General features: G+C 71.1%; 15 protein-coding genes. 5 read left to right on the forward strand and 10 right to left on the reverse strand.

All coding sequences use genetic code 11. From position 1 onward, the window contains the following. Positions 1-55: 55 nt before the first annotated feature. Positions 56-1,375: a THUMP domain-containing class I SAM-dependent RNA methyltransferase gene (locus tag N4G63_RS02060; RefSeq protein WP_443112033.1), complete on the forward strand. Its 1,320-nt coding sequence runs from the start codon at positions 56-58 to the stop codon at positions 1,373-1,375. Between the two features lie 6 nt (positions 1,376-1,381). Here the strand turns inward: N4G63_RS02060 and N4G63_RS02065 are convergent, their stop codons facing one another. The 8 genes from N4G63_RS02065 to N4G63_RS02100 form a co-directional block, all read right to left on the reverse strand. Further along, the gene (locus N4G63_RS02065; protein WP_260789002.1) at positions 1,382-1,819 is read right to left on the reverse strand and encodes a YidB family protein; all 438 of its coding nucleotides are present in this window, start codon (positions 1,817-1,819) and stop codon (positions 1,382-1,384) included. Positions 1,820-1,933: 114 nt separating this feature from the next. After that, positions 1,934-3,115: an MFS transporter gene (locus N4G63_RS02070; RefSeq protein ID WP_260789001.1), complete on the reverse strand. Its 1,182-nt coding sequence runs from the start codon at positions 3,113-3,115 to the stop codon at positions 1,934-1,936. 36 nt (positions 3,116-3,151) lie between these two features. Continuing rightward, positions 3,152-3,901, reverse strand: coding sequence for a 16S rRNA (uracil(1498)-N(3))-methyltransferase (locus tag N4G63_RS02075; RefSeq protein ID WP_260789000.1), 750 nt, complete (start codon positions 3,899-3,901; stop codon positions 3,152-3,154). Between the two features lie 22 nt (positions 3,902-3,923). Next, positions 3,924-4,964: an acyltransferase family protein gene (locus N4G63_RS02080; RefSeq protein ID WP_314599288.1), complete on the reverse strand. Its 1,041-nt coding sequence runs from the start codon at positions 4,962-4,964 to the stop codon at positions 3,924-3,926. Between the two features lie 166 nt (positions 4,965-5,130). Further along, complete coding sequence (locus tag N4G63_RS02085; protein WP_260788998.1) at positions 5,131-5,739, reverse strand: hypothetical protein; 609 nt, start codon at positions 5,737-5,739, stop codon at positions 5,131-5,133. After that, positions 5,736-7,412 (reverse strand): long-chain-fatty-acid--CoA ligase, encoded by a 1,677-nt coding sequence (locus tag N4G63_RS02090; RefSeq protein ID WP_260788997.1) that lies wholly within the window; start codon positions 7,410-7,412, stop codon positions 5,736-5,738. The genes N4G63_RS02085 and N4G63_RS02090 overlap by 4 nt, the downstream gene beginning before the upstream one ends. A 203-nt stretch (positions 7,413-7,615) precedes the next feature. Further along, on the reverse strand, positions 7,616-9,034 hold the full coding sequence (pntB, locus tag N4G63_RS02095; RefSeq protein WP_260788996.1) for a Re/Si-specific NAD(P)(+) transhydrogenase subunit beta: 1,419 nt from the start codon (positions 9,032-9,034) through the stop codon (positions 7,616-7,618). 34 nt (positions 9,035-9,068) lie between these two features. Further along, positions 9,069-10,655 (reverse strand): Re/Si-specific NAD(P)(+) transhydrogenase subunit alpha, encoded by a 1,587-nt coding sequence (locus tag N4G63_RS02100; RefSeq protein ID WP_260788995.1) that lies wholly within the window; start codon positions 10,653-10,655, stop codon positions 9,069-9,071. Positions 10,656-10,920: 265 nt separating this feature from the next. Here N4G63_RS02100 and N4G63_RS02105 point away from each other — a divergent pair, with 265 nt between their 5' ends. Further along, positions 10,921-11,433, forward strand: coding sequence for an NUDIX hydrolase (locus N4G63_RS02105; protein WP_314599289.1), 513 nt, complete (start codon positions 10,921-10,923; stop codon positions 11,431-11,433). Positions 11,434-11,458: 25 nt separating this feature from the next. Here N4G63_RS02105 and N4G63_RS02110 read toward each other — a convergent pair whose 3' ends face one another. Both N4G63_RS02110 and N4G63_RS02115 read right to left on the reverse strand, forming a co-directional pair. Next, the gene (locus N4G63_RS02110; protein ID WP_260788993.1) at positions 11,459-12,643 is read right to left on the reverse strand and encodes an esterase-like activity of phytase family protein; all 1,185 of its coding nucleotides are present in this window, start codon (positions 12,641-12,643) and stop codon (positions 11,459-11,461) included. A gap of 62 nt (positions 12,644-12,705) precedes the next feature. After that, the gene (locus tag N4G63_RS02115; protein ID WP_260788992.1) at positions 12,706-14,118 is read right to left on the reverse strand and encodes an esterase-like activity of phytase family protein; all 1,413 of its coding nucleotides are present in this window, start codon (positions 14,116-14,118) and stop codon (positions 12,706-12,708) included. A 95-nt stretch (positions 14,119-14,213) separates the two neighbouring features. Here N4G63_RS02115 and mnmA point away from each other — a divergent pair, with 95 nt between their 5' ends. From mnmA to N4G63_RS02130, 3 genes are all read left to right on the forward strand, one after another. Next, on the forward strand, positions 14,214-15,350 hold the full coding sequence (gene mnmA, locus N4G63_RS02120; RefSeq protein WP_314599290.1) for a tRNA 2-thiouridine(34) synthase MnmA: 1,137 nt from the start codon (positions 14,214-14,216) through the stop codon (positions 15,348-15,350). 103 nt (positions 15,351-15,453) lie between these two features. Continuing rightward, positions 15,454-16,086 (forward strand): methylamine utilization protein, encoded by a 633-nt coding sequence (locus tag N4G63_RS02125; RefSeq protein ID WP_260788991.1) that lies wholly within the window; start codon positions 15,454-15,456, stop codon positions 16,084-16,086. Positions 16,087-16,109: 23 nt separating this feature from the next. After that, positions 16,110-18,680 carry a putative bifunctional diguanylate cyclase/phosphodiesterase gene (locus N4G63_RS02130; protein WP_314599291.1) on the forward strand — a complete coding sequence of 857 codons (2,571 nt, stop codon included), beginning with the start codon at positions 16,110-16,112 and terminating at the stop codon, positions 18,678-18,680. The last annotated feature ends 127 nt before the right edge of the window (positions 18,681-18,807 follow it).

Here is an 18,807-nt window from a genome sequence, read left to right on the forward strand (position 1 = left end):
CGCACAGCGCGGGCCGGGCGCCCCGGTGCGCATTCCGGCCAAGGCCATTGCGCCGGTGGGCGACACGCCGGTGTCGCTGTTTCTGCCCTGCGCCGCGGGCGTCGAGCCGCTGCTGGCCGACGAGGTGGCGGCCCTGCTGGGCGTCGACCGGGCCGTGGTGCCGGCCGATCCGAGCCGGCGCCGCGTGGTCGAGCAGCGTGGTGGCGTGCAGGTGCTGGGCGATGCCCGCGTGGCCATGCAGCTCAACCTGCACAGCCGCCTGGCGCAGCGCGTGCTGTGGCCGCTGGCCTTCGGCCCCTACGACAGCGAGCACGACCTGTACGACCTGGCGCGCCGCGTGCCCTGGGCCGACTGGATCACGCCCGAGCAGACCCTGCGCATCGACACCAGCGCGCAGCGCAGCCCGCTGCACAGCCTGAATTTCGCCACGCTGCGGGTCAAGGACGCGGTCTGCGACACCCTGCGCGAGGCCACCGGCAGCCGCCCCAGCGTCGACACCCGCCACCCCGATCTGCCGCTGGTGCTGCACCTCACGGCCGAGACCGCGTCGCTGTATGCCGACACCTCGGGCGAGGCGCTGTTCAAGCGCGGCTGGCGCGACGAGCGCGACGGTGGCCTGAAGGGCGAGGCGCCGCTGAAGGAAACCCTGGCCGCGGCCATGCTGGCGGCCGCCGGCTGGCGCGGCCGCGCCGAAGACGGTGCGCTGCTCGACCCCTGCTGCGGTGCCGGCACCATCGCCATCGAGGCCGCGCAGATCGCCTGCGGCATCGCGCCGGGCAGCAAGCGCCGCTTCGCCTTTGAGCGCATGCTGCCGTTCCGCAGCCAGCTCGCGGCCTGGGGCCAGCTGAAGGCCGATGCCCAGGCCCAGGTGCATGCGCCGGCGGTGGCCATCCATGCCGGCGACGTGAGCTTTCGCATGACCGACTTTGCCGCGCGCAATGCCCAGCGCGCCGGCGTGGCCGAGGCCATCCAGTTCAAGACCGCCGATGCCCTGCAGCGCCCGCCGCCGGGCGAGCGCGGCGTGCTGGTGTTCAACCCGCCCTATGGCGAGCGCATCGAGGCCAAGGGCTCGCGCGGTGAGCGCGGCGCCGAGCGCGCCATGCGCGAGGGCTTCGATGCCGCACCGGATGCCGCACCCGGCGCGGCGCCGGGTGCCGACCCGGCAGGCGCCGCGTTTTTCAGCGGCCTGGCCGCGCACTGGAAGCGCGCCTACGCCGGCTGGACCGCCTGGGTGCTCAGCCCCGACATGAAGCTGCCCCAGGCCCTGCGCCTGAAGGAAGCCCGCCGCGTGCCGATGTGGAACGGCCCGATCGAGTGCCGGCTGTTCCGCTTCGACCTGGTGGCCGGCTCGGCACGCGAGCCGCGCGCCGAGTGAGCGTGCTCAGCGGTTCAGCAGGCCGCTGAGCCCACCGAGCAGGCTGCCCAGGTCGGGTTGGGCCATGGCGCCGGCGGCCGGCAGGGCGCCGTTGGGGGTGAGCTTGTCCACCACCTGCGGCAGCAGCTGCGACAGCTGGCCGGCCAGATCACCGGTGTTCAGGCCGGTCTGCTGGGCCAGCTGGCCGATCAGGTCGCTGCCGAGCGCGCCCTGCAGCGCCTCGGCCGATACCGGCAGGTTGGCGCCGGTGCCGATCCACGACTGCACCGCATCGCCCAGGCCGCCCTGCTGCAGCTGCTGCACCAGGCCGCCCAGGCCGCCCACCGGGCTGTTGTTGCCGAGCAGGCCCACCACCAGCTGCAGCAGGTCGGGCGCGCCGCCTTGTCCGCCCTGGCCCTGCAGTGCGCCCAGCGCGCCGCCAATCACCGAATCGAGCAAACCCATGTCGTGCACTCCCTTTGCCTTGCGGCGCTGCCGGTCTTGCGCACCCGACCACCGGGCGCGATGCCGGCCGATTGTGGCCGCCGCGGGGGATGCCGCCCTGCGGCATCGGTCACGTCAGTGCGCTGGCGTGGTGGCCAGGCGCTGCGCGCGCGGCAGCCACAGCAGGGCCAGTCCCATCAGGGCCAGCGGCAGCAGCGCGCCCAGGTTCATGGCGCGCCAGCCCCCGGTGGTGACGATCACGCCCGAGGCAAACGAGGTCAGCGTCATCGTGGTGTAGACGCAGAAGTCGAGCGCGGCCTGGGCACGGGTCTTTTCCTCGGGCCGCCAGGTCTCGGTGGCCAGTGTGGTGCCGCCGATGTAGAGGAAGTTCCAGCCCAGGCCCAGGGCCATCAGTGCACCCAGAAAGTGCATCACCTCGTTGCCGGCCAGCGCAAACACCACGCAGGCCAGGTTGAGCAGCAGGCCCGCGGCCATGATGGCGCCGACGCCAAAGCGCTGGATCAGCCGCCCGGTGACGAAGCTGGGCGCAAACATGGCCAGCACATGCCACTCGAGCACCAGCGCCGCGGCAGTGAACGGGTGCTGGCACTGCGCCATCGCGATGGGTGTGGCGGCCATCAGCAGGTTCATCACGCCATAACCGATGGCGCACGCGGCCACGGCGATGATGAACAGCGGCTGGCGCACGATCTCACCCAGCGGCCGGCCCTGCGCTGCCGTGCTGCCCTGGCCGGGCAAAGGCGGAAAGGGGATGAAGCCCATCACCACCAGGCTCAGCGCCGCCACGGCGGCCAGCGCCAGGTAGGCGCCGGCAAAGGGCGCGCCGGCCAGCAGGTCGCGGCTGGCGGTGGCCAGGTTGGGGCCCACCACCGCGCCCACGATGCCGGCCGCCAGCACCCAGGAGATGGCGCGCTCCTTGGCCGCGGGCGGCACCAGCTCCACCGCGGCAAAGCGGTAGAGCGCGCCGTTGGCGTTGTAGAAGCCGGCCAGCAGCGTGGCCGCGCACAGCAGCCAGAAGCTGCCACGCGCCGCGGCCCAGGCGCACAGCGCGGCACTGACGATGGCCACCAGCAGGCCCAGCTGGAAGCTGCGCTGCCGCCCCCAGCGCCGCTGCACGCGGGCCACGATGCCGGTGGCCAGCGCGCCGCCGGCCACATAGCCGGTGATCGGCAGCGTGGCCATCCAGCCCTGCGGTGCCAGGGCCAGGCCCACCAGGCCGTTGATGGCGATGAAGGTCACGTTGTTGACCATCAGCAGGCCCTGGCAGGTCACCAGCAAGGCCAGGGCGCGGTTCATGGCGGGGTGGGCATCGGTTGGCGACCGGGCGGCCATTCAGGCGCCCGCGGCCAGGGCGGCGATCACCGCCAGCGCGGCCAGCGGCGCGGTGTCGGCACGCAGCACGCGCGGGCCCAGCGACACCGGCGCAAAGCCGGCGCGGGCCGCGGCCTGCTGCTCGGCCGGGCTCAGGCCGCCTTCGGGGCCGCTCAGCAGCACCCAGTGGGTGCCCGCAGGGGCCGCGTCGACCAAGCTGCGCAGCGGTGGTGCGGTGGCGTCCAGGCTCAGCTGCAGGCCGCGGGCGCCGGGCCCGGCGGCGGCCAGTGCGCCGGGCAGCCAGGCGGCCAGCGGCTGCGGCGCGGCAATGGCGGGCACGCGGTTGCGCCCGCTTTGCTCGCAGGCCGACACGGCCACCGCCTGCCAGTGCGCGGCCTTGCGCTCGGCGCGCTCGCCGGCCACGCGCAGCACCGAGCGCTCGGTCATCAGCGGCACGATGGCCGCGGCGCCCAGCTCGGTGGCCTTCTCGATCAGCGTGTCCATGCGCTCGTTGGCCGGCATGCCGGGCGCCAGCGTCACCGGCTGCGGCAGCTCGAGATCGCGGGCCTCGTGGGCAATGGCGCGGGCCGTCACCTCGCGGCGGCCCATGGCCAGCACCTCGGCCTGCCACTGGCCGCCCTGGCCATCGAACAGGGTCAGCGCATCGCCGGGCTGCAGGCGCAGCACCTGCACGTGGCGGGTGGCATTGGGGGGCAGCGCCAGTTCGGCGCCAGGGGCGAGCGGGGTGTCGACGTGCAGACGGGGCGGCATAGGGCAGGCGCTTCGGAAAATCTCAAACCACGAATCGACGCAGGACGGGCGCCTTCAAGGCCCCTCTGACAAGGACCCCGGAGATCACCATCACCCAGGCCACGAAGCCAAGCTCCCAGGCGGCCGAGTCGACGGCCAGCCGGGCAGGCGTGAGCGCGCCGATGACTGGAATGTGCATCAAGTAGATGCCCATGGACATTCTGCCCAGGGCCGGCAGCGGCGTGCCGGCGCCGAAGTTCGGCCTCTGCCGCGCCACGGCCAGCACGGCCACGCTCAGTGGCAGCGTGGCCAGCAGGTAGGGCCTTTCACGGAACGCCTCGCCGTGCAGGGCCGACAGGAGCGTGGTCTCGACGAACATCAGGGCCAGCGGCAGGCCCAGTGCGGCGACGGCGCCCATGCGTCGCGGCGGTGAACGCGCCAGGGCGTGGCCGGCCAAGACAAACGCGGTGGCGATGAACGGGCCGCGATGCTCGAGAAGCTGCGCCGTCGTGGCGCTGCCGATGGGCACGGCATAGGCACCCATGGCCAAGGCGGCCAGGTAGGACAGGGCCGCGATGGCCGCCATCCAGGCGCGGGCCAGGCCGAGGCGGACCAGCAGGGCCAGCACGCTGACCGCCCAGATCAGCGAGACGAGAAACCAGAGCGGCGTGGCGCTGGTTCTGAACAGGAACAGATCGGGGCGATGGACGGCAAACGAGGGGATGGCCAGCGCGTTCCACAACAGCGGCTTCACACTGCCGGCCTGCCAGACATGGAAGAGCCAGTTCCCCTGGAAGCAGCCGTTGACGAGGGTCCAGGCGCCCAGCAGCAGGGCCAGGCGCCTGACATAGCGTTGCCAGACCGCACCGGGCGCGTGGCTGCCCATGCGCTCGCTCAGCAAGAAGCCGGCAGCCAGGAAGAAGAACGGCACCGCGAACGACGCACATTGCTGGATGACATGGCCCGCCAGCTGCCAGCTGGCCGAGGCCGGGCGGGAGCGGTGGAACGGTTCGGTGTGGATCGCGACAACCGCGATCAGCGCCATGCCCTTGACTGAATCGATCGATACCACCCGGTCTCGCACATGCCCCCCCGAAGCGCAGCCTGAACCGCGCAGGGGCAGGGTATCGGAGTCAGTGGCAGGCAGGCGTCACGGCTGGTGTCCGCCGGCTGCATGCCCGGGGCACTGCTGCCGCAGCGCCGCGGCAGCGACCGGCCGTTCAGCGATCGGCCGTTCAGCGGACGGCCGCTCAGCGATCGGCCGCTTCGGGTGCGGCCAGGCCCTCGGCCAGCGCCTGCGCGGCGGCATCGCCCGCGGCCTCGCGCACCTGCTCGACGAAGCGCAGCGCCAGCGTGCGGGCTTCGTCAGGGCCGGCGCAGCGCTCCATCTCGAGGATCAGCTTGTAACCCTTGATCAGGCCCAGCTGCGGCCGGGCCTGCGCGGTGATGCGCTCGTACAGCGTGCGGTAGCTCAGGCTGGCCAGCGCCTGGGACAGCGGGATGCGTGGCGCAGCAGCCGCCGCAGCGGGCGCGGTGCCCGTCACCACGGCGGCAAGCGCGGCCGGCAGGGCCGGCGTGGCGGGCCGGGGCGCGGTGGCATCGGCCACGCCCACCAGGCCGGCGGCCAGCAGCGTGCGCAGCGCCTCGGGGCCGCAGCCCTGCACCATGGCCATCCAGGCCGCGGCCGGCCGGCCCGGCTCGATGATCAGCAGCAGATTGCGCGCGCCGCGCGACAGCGTCAGCGTGCGGCCACGCACCTCGGCGTGGCCGGCATCGGTCTTGGCATAACGCGCACCGGTGTCCGGTGCGGGCTCGTCCTGCGGTACCGCGGCTGGCGAATCGGCGGCGGCGGCGCTCACTTGGAGGGTTGCCGCAATTCGCGCCGCAGGATCTTGCCCACATTGGTCTTGGGCAGATCGGCGCGGAACTCGATCACGCGCGGGCGCTTGTAGCCGGTGAGGTTGCTCTCGCAGTAGCTGCGCACATCGGCCTCGGTGAGCGCCGGGTCCTTCTTGACGATGACCACCTTGACCACCTCGCCCGACTTCTCGTCGGGCAGGCCCACCGCCGCGCATTCGAGCACGCCGGGGCACTGGCTGAGCACGTCCTCGACCTCGTTCGGGTAGACGTTGAAGCCGCCCACCAGAATCATGTCCTTCTTGCGGTCGATGATGCGGAAGTAGCCACGCTCGTCGACCAGGCCCACGTCACCGGTGCGGAAAAAGCCGTCGGCGGTCATCACCTTGGCGGTCTCGTCGGGGCGCTGCCAGTAGCCGGCCATGACCTGCGGGCCACGGATGGCGATCTCGCCGGCCTGGCCGGGGCCGACCTCGCGGCCGTCGTCGTCCAGCAGCGTGAGCTCGGTGCCCGGCATCGGCAGGCCGATGGTGCCCGAGTACGAGGTGGCATCCACCGGGTTGCAGGTGGCCGAGGGGCTGGTCTCGCTGAGGCCGTAGCCTTCGCAGATCGGGCAGCCGGTCTTGTCGAGCCACAGCTTGGCGGTGCCGGCCGTGACGGCCATGCCGCCACCCACGCTGATCTTCAGGTGGCTCCAGTCGACCTTGTCGAAGTCAGGGTGGTTGGCCAGCGCATTGAACAGCGTGTTGACCGCCGGAAAGCTGTGGAAACGCTGGCCGGTCAGGTCTTTCAGCAGCGAGCCGAAGTCGCGTGCATTGGGAATCAGGATGTTGCAGCCGCCCATGCGCAGGCCCAGCATCATGTTGGCCGTGAAGCCGAAGATGTGGTACAGCGGCAGCGCGCAGACGGTGACGATCTGCTCGCCGCTCGGGATCTTCTTGAGCGCCGGCTGGTACCAGGCCTCGGCCTGCAGCACGTTGGCCAGCAGATTGCGGTGCAGCAGCACCGCGCCCTTGCTCACGCCGGTGGTGCCGCCGGTGTACTGCAGCACCGCGATGTCGTCGGGGCCGACCTTGGCGGCCGTGAAGGCCTTGCTGCGGCCCTCGGCCACGGCGTTCTTGAAGCGCACCGCGCCGGGCAGGTTGTAGGCCGGCACCATCTTGCGCACGTTGCGCACCACATGGTTGACCAGCATGCCCTTCACAAAGCCCAGCATGTCGCCCATGGCGGCCAGCACCACGGTCTTGGTGGGCACCTGCTCGATCACCTGCTGCAGCGTGGCGGCAAAGTTCTCGAGGATGATGATCGCCTTGGCGCCCGAATCCTTGAGCTGGTGCTCGAGCTCGCGCGGCGTGTACAGCGGGTTGACGTTGACCACCACCAGGCCGGCGCGCAGGATGGCCGCCACCGCCACCGGGTACTGCGGCACGTTGGGCATCATCACCGCCACGCGGTCGCCGCGCTCCAGGCCGCTGGCCTGCAGCCAGGCGGCCATGGCGCGCGAGGCCTCGTCAATCTCGCCGAAGCGGATCGACCGGCCCATGAACAGGTAGCCGGTCTGGTCGCGGTACTTGCTGAAGCTGTCCTCGATCAGCGCCACCAGGGACGGATAGGCGTCGGTGGAGATGGTCGCCGGAACGCCAGCGGGATAGTGTTTGAGCCAGGTCTTTTCCATGCTGCGGATTCTTGCGGATTCCTGACGCTTGGCGTCTCAGGGTAGTCGATAGCGCGTCTAGGGCGATCTGTCTATCACCCACCCCGCCAGACACCGAGATTGCACTGTCGCCGAAATCACGCCGGCCGGCTTGCGCGGGCCCGGCCGGGCGGCGGCCGCAGGCTGTGGCGCACAACCCGGCGGCCGGCGCCGCGGGAGCCCGCTCAGGCCTTCAACGCCCCCAGCACCTCGTCCAGCATCTTCTTGGCATCGCCGAAGAGCATGCGGTTGTTCTCTTTGTAGAACAGCGGGTTGTCCACGCCGGCATAGCCGCTGGCCATGCTGCGCTTCATGACGATGCTGGTCTTGGCCTTCCACACCTCGAGCACCGGCATGCCGGCGATCGGGCTGCTGGGGTCGTCTTGCGCGGCCGGGTTGACGATGTCGTTGGCGCCGATGACCATGGTCACGTCGGTGGCCGGGAAGTCGTCGTTGATCTCGTCCATCTCGAGCACGATGTCGTAGGGTACCTTGGCCTCGGCCAGCAGCACGTTCATGTGGCCGGGCATGCGGCCGGCCACCGGGTGGATGCCGAAGCGCACGCTGACGCCCTTGTCGCGCAGCAGCCTGGTGATCTCGTACACCGTGTGCTGGGCCTGGGCCACGGCCATGCCGTAGCCGGGCACGATGATCACGCTCTTGGCCTCGCGCAGCAGCTCGGCGGTTTCCACCGCGCTCACCGGCGTGACCTCGCCCTGCGGCTCGGCGGCCGCACCGCCCGCGGCCTTGGGCGCCGGTGCGCCACCGCCAAAGCCGCCGGCGATCACGCTGAGGAAGTTGCGGTTCATCGCCCGGCACATGATGTAGCTGAGGATGGCGCCCGAGCTGCCCACCAGCGCGCCCACCACGATCAGCAAATCGTTGCTGAGCATGAAGCCGGTGGCCGCCGCGGCCCAGCCCGAGTAGCTGTTGAGCATCGACACCACCACCGGCATGTCGGCGCCGCCGATGGCCATCACCATGTGGATGCCGAACAGCAGCGAGATCACGGTCATCACCAGCAGCGGCGTCATGCCGGCCTGGATGTCGTGCACCTGCAGGAAGCGCACGCCGAACCAGATCACCACCAGCAGGCCCGCCAGGTTGAGCAGGTGCCGCCCGGGCAGCAGCAGCGGCTTGCCGCCGATCTTGCCGCTGAGCTTGCCGAAGGCCACGATCGAGCCGCTGAAGGTGACCGCGCCGATCAGGATGCCGATGTAGATCTCGACCTCGTGGATGGCCTTTTCGGCCGGCGTGGGAAACACCGTGGAGGTGTCCACATAGCTGGCAAAGCCCACCAGGCAGGCGGCCAGGCCGACCAGGCTGTGCATCAGCGCCACCAGCTCGGGCATCTGGGTCATCTGCACCTTCTTGGCGGCGATGACGCCGATGGCGCCGCCGATGACCAGGGCGCCCACGATGTACGGAATGCCCGCCGGCGTGACCCGCGGGCCCAGCACGGTGGCCAGCACGGCCACGGTCATGCCGATCATGCCGAACAGGTTGCCGCGGCGGGCGGTCTCGGGGTTGGCCAGCCCGCCCAGGCTGAGGATGAAGAGGATGGTGGCGCCGATGTACGACACGGTGGCCAGGCTCGAGGTCATGCTGTCCGTCCTTGCTTGTTGTTCTTGTGCTTCGTCACTTGCGGAACATCGCCAGCATGCGCCGCGTGACCGCGAAGCCGCCGAACATGTTGACGGCGGTGAGCGCCAACGCAAACACCGCCAGGCCCAGGATCAGCGCATTGGGCCGATCGGTCACCCCGCCGCTGAGCGGCGGCGCCACCTGCACCAGCGCACCGATGGCGATGATCGAGCTGATGGCGTTGGTCACGCTCATCAGCGGCGTGTGCAGGCTGGGCGTGACGTTCCACACCACCATGTAGCCGATGAAGCAGGCCAGCACGAACACCGTGAAGTGGCTCAGGAAGCTGGCCGGCGCGTACAGGCCCACCAGCGCGAACAGCACCGCGCCGATGCCGAACACCGTGGCCAGGCTCTTGCCCGACATCGGCTCGCCCGGGCCATGGCCATGGCCCTTCTTGGCCTCGGGCACGGCGGCAGCCGGCTTCTTGGCCGGCGGCGCGGGCAGCTTGAGCGGCGGCGCGGGCCAGCTCAGCTCGCCGGCCTTGACCACGGTGAGGCCGCGGATCGCGTCGTCGTCGAAGTTGACGTTGAGCTGGCCGTCTTTGGCCTTGCACAGCTCCTCGGTCAGGCGCAGCAGGTTGTTGGAGTACAGCGTGCTGCTCTGCTTGGCCAGGCGGCTGGCCAGGTCGGTGTAGCCGACGATGGTGACGCCGTGGCGCACCACTGCCTCGCCGGGCACGGTGAGCTCGCAGTTGCCGCCCTGCTCGGCAGCCATGTCGACGATCACGCTGCCGGGCTTCATCGACTCGACCATCGCCGCGGTGATCAGCTTGGGCGCCGGCTTGCCCGGGATCAGCGCGGTGGTGATGATGATGTCGCACTCCCTGGCCTGCTGCGCGTACATCGCGCGCTGGGCGGCCTGGAAGCCTTCGCTCATCACCTTGGCATAACCGCCGCCGCCCGAGCCTTCTTCTTCGTAGTCGACCTTGACGAACTCGCCGCCCAGCGAGACCACCTGGTCGGCCACCTCGGCGCGGGTGTCGTTGGCGCGCACGATGGCGCCGAGATTGGCCGCGGTGCCGATGGCCGCCAGGCCGGCCACACCGGCGCCGGCGATGAACACCTTGGCCGGCGGGATCTTGCCCGCGGCCGTGACCTGACCGTTGAAGAAGCGGCCGAAGGCATTGGCCGCCTCGACCACCGCGCGGTAGCCGCTGACGCCGGCCATCGAGGTGAGGGCGTCCATCTTCTGCGCACGGCTCAGCTGGCGCGGCAGGCAGTCGATGGCCAGCACGGTGAGCTTGCGCGCCTGCAGCTGCTGCATCAGCTCGGGGTTCTGCGCCGGCCACACAAAACCGATCAGCGTGCTGCCCTCGCGCAGCTGGGCCACTTCGTCCGGCGTGGGCACACGCACCTTGAACACCACGTCGGCCTGCGCCAGCAGCGTGGCGGCGTCGGGCAGCACCTCGGCGCCGGCGGCGCGGTAGGTGTCGTCGGCAAAATTGGCGGCTTCACCCGCGCCGCTTTGCACCGCCACCCGGAAACCCAGCTTGATGAGCTTTTCCACCACCTCGGGCACGGTGGCCACGCGTTTTTCGCCTGCCGCCGTCTCCTTCGGCACGCCAATCAACAAAGCCATGTACGGATCTCCTCGGATGGTGGGTTGCCGGCTAGCGTGCCGGCTTGTTGCCGCAGCGGGTGTCTGCAAGAAGCTTACCTGACTTCACTCTTTCAGCCGTCGCTTGCGTGATAGAGCGCACGCCCCACAGACACTGCATCATGGGCCCCATGCAAACAAGGCTGTCGATCATCGCGAGCGGGCCGGGCGCCGGGCCGCGCCCAGGCCGGCCCGCGGCCCCCCTGCCGGGCAATCGGCAGGCCTGCCCGCCAGACGAGGGGCGGGCATGACGCGATGGAAGCCCAGCGTCACCGTGGCCGCCATCGTGGCGCGCACCGATGCCGACGGCCCGCGCTACCTGCTGGTGGAGGAAAACACGCCCGAAGGCCTGCGCCTGAACAACCCGGCCGGCCATCTGGACCCCGGTGAATCTCCGCAGCAGGCGGCCATGCGCGAGTGCCTGGAAGAGACAGCCTGTGCCTTCGTGCCACAGGCCTTGCTGGGGGTGTACCTGTCGCGCTTCCAGCGCCCCGGCCGGGTGGTTGATGGCCAGGCGCAGGCGGCCGACGACATCACCTTCGTGCGCTTTGCCTACTGCGGCAGCGTGGGCGCGCCCGAGCCCGGGCGCGCGCTGGATGCGCCGATCGTGCGCACGCTGTGGCTCACGCCCGACGAGGTGCGCGCCAGCGCGGCGCGTCACCGCAGCCCGCTGGTGCTGCAATGCATCGAGGATCACCTGGCCGGGCGCCGCCTGCCGCTGGACGCGGTGACGGTGCACGCCTCGGTGTGGCAGGTTTAGCCCGGGGCCGCGCGGGCCCAGGCGCTCAGGGCGCCGGGCGGCGGCGCGCCAGCGCGCCCAGCAGGGCCAGGCCGCCGGCCATCAGCGCGCAGCTGCCGGGCTCGGGCACGGCCGAGACCTCCAGCGCAATGAACTGGGTGACCTGGTTGCCGGCAAAGTTGTTGTCGGCGGCCAGCACCAGGCTGCGGTGGCCGTTGGCCAGAGTGTGGCCCCAGCTGATGGCCTCGATGTTGTCCAGCGTCACGCCCTGGTAGCTCAGCGGCATCTCGAGCAGCAGCTCGCGGCTCATCGGCGTGTAGCTGGCCCCCACCAGGCTGGCCAGGCCGCTGACATCGGTGGTCTGCGGCGTGATCGTGGTCAGCACCAGGCGGATGGTGTTGCCCACGTTCTGCGCCCAGGCGCGCTCCACCGCGATGAAGCGGGTTTCGTCCAGCGCCAGCAGCTCGGGCAGGCCGTTGTCGTGCAGCGTGTTGCCGGCCACCGGAATGGCCGGCAGCTGGTAGGCGTATTGCGCACCGGCCTGGCCGGTGACGGGATCGAGCGCGGTCAGGCGCACCACGCTGCCGGCACCCAGCGTGGTGATGTTGCCGTCCTGGATCAGCGCGTCTTCGTTGGCGGTGTAGAGCGTGCCGCCGGGCGTGACGGCGAGCGCCTCGAACAGCTTGTTGCTGCGCCCGCCGCTGCTGCTGTTGTCGAGGTAGTTGTAGATCGTGGGCGTGGCGAACTCGCGCACGAAGGCGCCGTCGGTCGTCATCTCGCGCACGAAGGGCTGGTAGCGGCTGGCCGGGTTGGCGTTCCAGTTGCCCTCGCTCGACCAGTACAGGTTGCCGTTGGGCGCCACGCGGATGCCCTCGGGGTCGACCGTGCGCGCCTGGGCCGGAAAGCTGCTGCCGTCGGGGCGCTGCATCAGCGTCTGGCTGTGGATCACCACGGCGTTGCTGGCGGCAAAGCCGCTGGCGTCGTAGTTCAGGCTCAGGCTGTAGAAGCGCGGCGTGCCGCGCTCGCCGCCGCGGTCGTCCGAGATCGCCCAGTAACGGCCGTCGGCCGCGCGGTCTATGCCCGAGATGCCGCCGAACTCCACCCCCTGGAAGAGCGTGCCGGTGGCCACCGAGGTGGCGCCGATCAGGCGCAGTTGAAGGTCGGCGGCCGCGGCCGGCAGGGCCAGCGTGGCGGCCAGGGCCAGCAGGTTCAGGGAGCGCGAGATCGACATGGCTGCGGTGGTGGGTGGGGTTGGGTCGGTGGCGGGGCGGCGCGGCGGGGCTCACTTCGGGCTCAGGCCCGGCGGCGGCGCGCCAGCGCGCCCAGCAGGGCCAGGCCGCCGGCCATCAGCGCCCAGCTGCCGGGCTCGGGGATGGGCGCGGCCAGCGTGATCTTCAGGAACTCGGTGTTGTCGGACGTGAGGGCCCGGCCGCCGCCACCGGGGAAGTTGTTGTCATTGACCACCAGCAGGGTGTTGGCGTCGAGGATCAGCACGTCCTCGATGGTCACGTAGGGGAAGGTGAACGTGGTGCTGCCGTCGCCGTTCAGGTCGTCGGGGTCGGCGATGGCCATCAGGTCGACCAGCTCGGTCTTCTTGGCGAAGCCGTCGGCGTCCTTGATGCTGCTGTCGATCAGGAAGATCTTCTTGAACGGCGTGGTGCCGTTGGTGGCGGTGCCGCCATTGCGCTCGATCACCAGGAAGCGGTGGTCGTCGATGGCCGTCATGTCGCCGATGTTGGTGCCGGCGGCATCGAGCTTGTAGCCGAACCAGTTGCCGGTGTAGCTTTCGCTGCCCAGGCTGAACTCCTGCACCAGCAGGCGTTTCTGGTCGGTGTCGGTGGTCAGCGGGCGTTCCAGCAGGGTGTAGAGCATGGTGCCGCTGGCATTCATGGCCATGCCTTCAAAGCCGCCCGAGCCGGGCAGGTTGGTGGCGCCGGTGATCAGCGGGCTCGAGGGCGACTGCACGAAGGGGTTGCTGCCCAGGCCCAGCACATTGGGCGTCTGGATCAGCTTCTGCACCACGCCGCTGGCGTCGGTCTTCACCAGGAAGGGGCCGAACTCCTCGCCGAACCACAGGTTGCCATTGCGGTCACGGCGCACCGATTCGAGGTCGAGGTCGCCGCCGGTGAGCAGGCGGCCGGCCTTGATCGAGGCGTCCACCGCCACGGTGGCACCCGTCACGCCTTGCGTGGTGAGGCCGGGGTAGTTCAGGCCATCGGCCACGATGCCGAAGCCCAGCTTGTGGTCCGGATCGCTCAGCGTGATGCGCGAGGCGGCGCTGAAACCACCCAGCACGGCGCCGGTATTGAAATCGGCCGCGCTGACCGTGTGCGCCGCCCAGTCCACCTGCACCGCATACATGCGCAGCAGTGCGTCGGCCGAGTTGGCCTTGCTGCCGAAACCGTTGTCCACCAGCATCTGGTAGCTGCCGTTGGCGCCCTGCAGCACGCCCGAGAAGCCCTGCACCGGCTGCAGGTTGACGTAGGGCGGGTTGTTGGCCGGGCTGGCGGCGTTGCTGAACGCGAACTGGCCCGAGGTGGGGCCGTCGGAGAAGGTGAACGCCGGCAGCCGGGCCCAGCCGCTCAGCGTGTTGACGGCCGGGGCGGCCGGCGCGGCCTGGGCGCCGGCGGCGGCCAGCAGGCCCAGGCTGGCGATGGCGGCGGCCATGGCGCGCAGCGCGGCGCGGGGGGTGTGGCGGTGAATCATGGGCTCCTCCTCAGGTGCGGGTGAGCGGCGGATTCTTGGCAGTGCCCATGTCCTGGCCGTGACGGGGTTCACGCGGGGCGGGGGACAATCGGCCCATGTCCCGTGGTTCTGCGTCTCTTCAGCGCGTGGTCGTCGGCCTGTCCGGCGGCGTCGATTCGGCCGTCACCGCCTGGTTGCTCAAGCAGCAGGGCCATGAGGTGGTGGGCATCTTCATGAAGAACTGGGAAGACGACGACGACAGCGCGTACTGCTCGACGCGGCAGGATTTTCTGGATGCCGCGGCGGTGGCCGACGTGATCGGCATCGAGCTCGAACACGTGAACTTCGCCGCCGAGTACAAGGACCGCGTGTTCGCCGAGTTCCTGCGCGAGTACCAGGCCGGGCGCACGCCCAACCCCGACGTGCTGTGCAATGCCGAGATCAAGTTCAAGGCCTTTCTCGACCACGCCATGCGCCTGGGCGCGCAAAAGATCGCCACCGGGCATTACGCACGGGTGCGGCTGAACACGGCAACCGGCCGGCACGAGCTGCTCAAGGGCCTGGACCCGCTGAAGGACCAGAGCTACTTCCTGCACCGCCTGAACCAGGCGCAGCTGGCCTACACCTGGTTCCCGGTGGGCGAGCTGCCCAAGACCGAAGTGCGGCGCATCGCCGCCGAGATCGGCCTGCCCAACGCCAGGAAGAAGGATTCGACCGGCATCTGCTTCATTGGCGAGCGGCCGTTCCGCGAGTTCCTCAACCGCTACCTGAGCCACGAACCCGGCGACATCGTCAACGAGCGCGGACAGCGCATCGGCCAGCATGTGGGCCTGAGCTTCTACACGCTGGGCCAGCGCCAGGGCCTGGGCATCGGCGGCGTGAAGGAAAAGGGCGCCGAGCGCGGCGCCGGCGAGCACGCGCCCTGGTTCGTGGCCCGCAAGGATCTGGATCGCAACCGCCTGGTGGCGGTGCAGGGCCATGGCCATGCGTGGCTGCAGTCGCCCGCGCTGCAGTTCGACGATGTGGCCTGGGTGGCCGGCACGCCGCCGGCCGATGGCGCGCTGGCCGCCAAGACCCGCTACCGCCAGGCCGATGCGGCCTGCACGCTGCAGGCCTTGGGTGACGGGCGTTTTGCGCTGGCCTTTGCCGAGCCGCAGTGGGCCGTCACGCCGGGGCAGTCGGCCGTGCTGTACGACGGCGAGGTGTGCCTGGGCGGCGGGGTCATCGCCAGCGCGCAGGCCCTGGCCGGCTGACCGGCGGCTCAAGTCGGGGCCGGCGGCGGCCGATAGCCGGAGAACCTGCCCTGCCGGCCTGCCGGCGCGGGCCGGTGCCGTCCGTCTGCGAAACACCCCGCCCATGCCCACCCTCTTGCACCCGTCGCCATGCCTGGCCCTGCGCCCGGCCCTGGCGGTTCTGGCCGCCACGCTGGCGTGCGGCGCCGCCGCGGCCAGCAGCGTGCAGGTGCAGGTGAGCGACGCCGCGGGCAAGCCCCTGGCCGGCGCCGTGGTGTTTGCCGACTCGCCGGCCGCCCGCGCGGCGCTGAAGCCGGTCAGCGGCGCCGCGATCGTGCAGCGCGAACGGCAGTTCCAGCCCCAGGTCAGCGTGGTGACGGTGGGCACGGCGGTGCACTTTCCCAACGAGGACACGGTGCGCCACCACGTGTACTCGTTCTCGCCGGTCAAGAAGTTCGAGATCAAGCTCTATGTCGGCACACCGGCCGCGCCGGTGGTGTTCGACAAGCCCGGCATCGCGGTGCTGGGCTGCAACATCCACGACCAGATGGCCGCCTGGGTGCTGGTGCTGGAAACCCCCTACAGCGCGCGCACCGGCGCCGACGGCCAGGCCACGCTGGCCCAGTTGCCGCCCGGCAGCTACACGCTGCGCGCCTGGCACCCCGAGCTGCCGGCCGGCGCGCCGGCCGCCGAGCAGGCGCTCAACGTGGCCGGCACACCGCTGCGGGCGGCCTTCAAGCTCGGCCGGGGCCTTTGATGCGCGGGCCCGGCGAGTCTTCCATGCTTGATGCGCCCGCCGGGCGCCAGCTGCGCGGCGACGGCGCGCACCCCGGTGCGGCAGCCGAAGCCGCCGGCGCCTTGGCCGAGGCGCCCACGACCCCATCGGCCACCCCGCCGGCCACGGCGCTCGCCACCGCGACAACGACCGCCACCGCGCCGGCGCCTGCGCCACGCTGGCTGCCGGCGCCGCTGCGGGCCTGGTGGCACGACCGCGGCCTGGCCGCCCGCCTGGTGATGATGACGCTGGGCCTGCTGCTGCTGGTGCAGCTGGCGGGCTTCTCGGTCATCCACCAGGGCGTGCAGGCCAGTGCCCACCGCCTGCTCGACGAACGCATCACCTTCGGCACGCAGGTCTGGCAGCGCCTGCTCGACCAGCGCTCGGCCACCTTGCACCAGGGCGCCGCGCTGCTGGCGGCCGACTACGGTTTTCGCGAGGCGGTGGCCAGCCGCGATCTGGCCACGCTGCGCTCGGCGCTCGACAACCACCGCCAGCGCATCGGCGCCGCCCAGGCCGCGCTGCTGGACACCCAGCTCGCCGTGGTGGCCACGCACGATGCCGGCGACGCGCCGCTGGCCGCCGCGCTGCGCGGCCTGGCGCCCGAGCTCGTCAAGCGCCAGGGTCGCAGCCTGGTGGCGCTGGTGGCTGGCCGGCCGCTGCAGCTGGTGCTGGTGCCGATGCGCGCGCCGGTGGTGGTGGGCTGGGTGGCGATGGGTTTTCCGCTCGACCGCGCGCTGGCCGACGACATGCATGCCGTCTCGGGCCTGCATGCCGGCGTGCTGGGCCAGCCGCAGCGTGGCCCAGCGCGCGTGCTGGTGAGCAGCCTGCCGGCCGGCCTGTCGGCCCAGCCGCTGGCCGAGCAACTGGCCGATGGCGACCTGCAGCTGGGCCACGAGACTTGGCTGGTGCGCACCGTGCCGGTGGCCGCCGGCGCCGAGGGCCGCGTGGTGCTGCGCCTGGCCGGCTCGGTGGATGCGGTGGTGGCGCGCTTTCGCACGCTGCAGTGGACGCTGGCGCTGATCACGCTGCTGGGCCTGGCGCTGTTTGGCGCTGGCAGCCACTGGCTGGCGCGGCGCATGACCCGCCCGCTGCGCGAGCTGGCCGAGGCCAGCGACGCGCTGGCGCGCGGCGAACGCGACGTGCCGCTGGCCCACCTGGATCGCGGCGACGAGATCGGCGAACTCAGCCGCGCCTTCGACCACATGCGCCAGAGCCTGGCCGCGCAGCAGCAGGCGCTGCGCGACCTGGCCTTTCGCGACCGGCTGACCCAGCTGCCCAACCGCAGCGCGCTGCGCGACGCCCTGCAGGGCGACATCGGCCGCAGCGACCCCACCCGCGACGGGCTGGCGGTGGTGATGCTCGACCTCGACCGCTTCAAGCATGTCAACGACGTGCTGGGCTACGACTTTGGCGACCGCGTGCTGTGCAGCGTGGCCGAGCGCCTGCCGCACCTGGTGCGCCAGGGCGACCTGGTGGCGCGCCTGGGCGGCGACGAGTTTGCGCTGCTGCTGCGCGGCGCCGGCATGGCCGACGCCGCCGCGCTGGCGCAGCGCCTGGCGGTGTGCTTCGAGCAGCCGCTGACGCTGGACGACCAGACCATCGATCTCTCGGCCGGCGTGGGCATTGCGCTGTGGCCCGAGCATGCGCTCGACGCCGACGGCCTGCTGCGCCGCGCCGAGGTGGCCATGTACGCCGCCAAGCGCCAGACCGGCGGCGCCCAGGTGTACGACCCCACGGTGGACACCGCCAGCGCGCAGACCCTGTCGCTGCTCAGCGAGCTGCGCCGCGCGGTCGAGCACGACGAGCTGCGCCTGTACCTGCAGCCCAAGATCGACATCGCCACCGGCGTGGTCTGCGGCGCCGAGGCCCTGGTGCGCTGGCAGCACCCCGAGCGCGGCCTGGTGCCGCCGCTGCAGTTCATCCCCTTTGCCGAGCAGACCGGCTTCATCCGCCAGCTCACGCTGTGGATGGTGGACCAGGCCGCCGCCGCGCAGGCCGCGCTGGCCCGGGCCAATGTGCGCCGCGTGTCGGTCAACCTCTCCACGCGCGACCTGATGGACCAGGAGCTGCCCGACAAGCTCGATGAGATCCTGCGCCGCCACCGCGCCAAGGCCGAGGGCTTCTGCCTCGAGATCACCGAGAGCGCGATCATGGACGACCCCGAGCGCGCCGAGGCCACCCTCAACCAGCTGGCCAACCGCGGCTACAAGCTGTCGATCGACGACTACGGCACCGGCTACTCGTCGCTGGCCTACCTGCGCCGCCTGCCGGTCAGCGAGCTGAAGATCGACAAGAGCTTCGTGATGGGCATGCAGCGCAGCAGCGGCGACGCGACCATCGTGCGCTCGACCATCGACCTGGCCCACAACCTGGGCCTGACCGTGGTGGCCGAGGGCGTGGAGAACGAGGCCATCCTGGCCCTGCTGCACGACCTGCGGTGCGACGAGGGCCAGGGCTACCACATGAGCAAGCCGCTGCCGCTGCCGCAGTTCCACGACTGGGCGCAGCGCTGGCAGGCCGTGCCGCCGCAGCTGCTGGCCGGTGCCGACCCGGCCGGCGCATTGCTGCACTGAGCAGCGCCCGAACGCGGGGCCATGACCGCGTTGCACCCGAGCCGAGCCGGGCCGGGTGCGCATCGGCCCATCAAATATAATACGAACCATTCTCATTAAGAAAGAGCGTGGCGCTGCCGCCGAGCTC

This window comes from Aquabacterium sp. OR-4 (assembly GCF_025290835.2).
GTDB lineage: Bacteria > Pseudomonadota > Gammaproteobacteria > Burkholderiales > Burkholderiaceae_C > Pseudaquabacterium.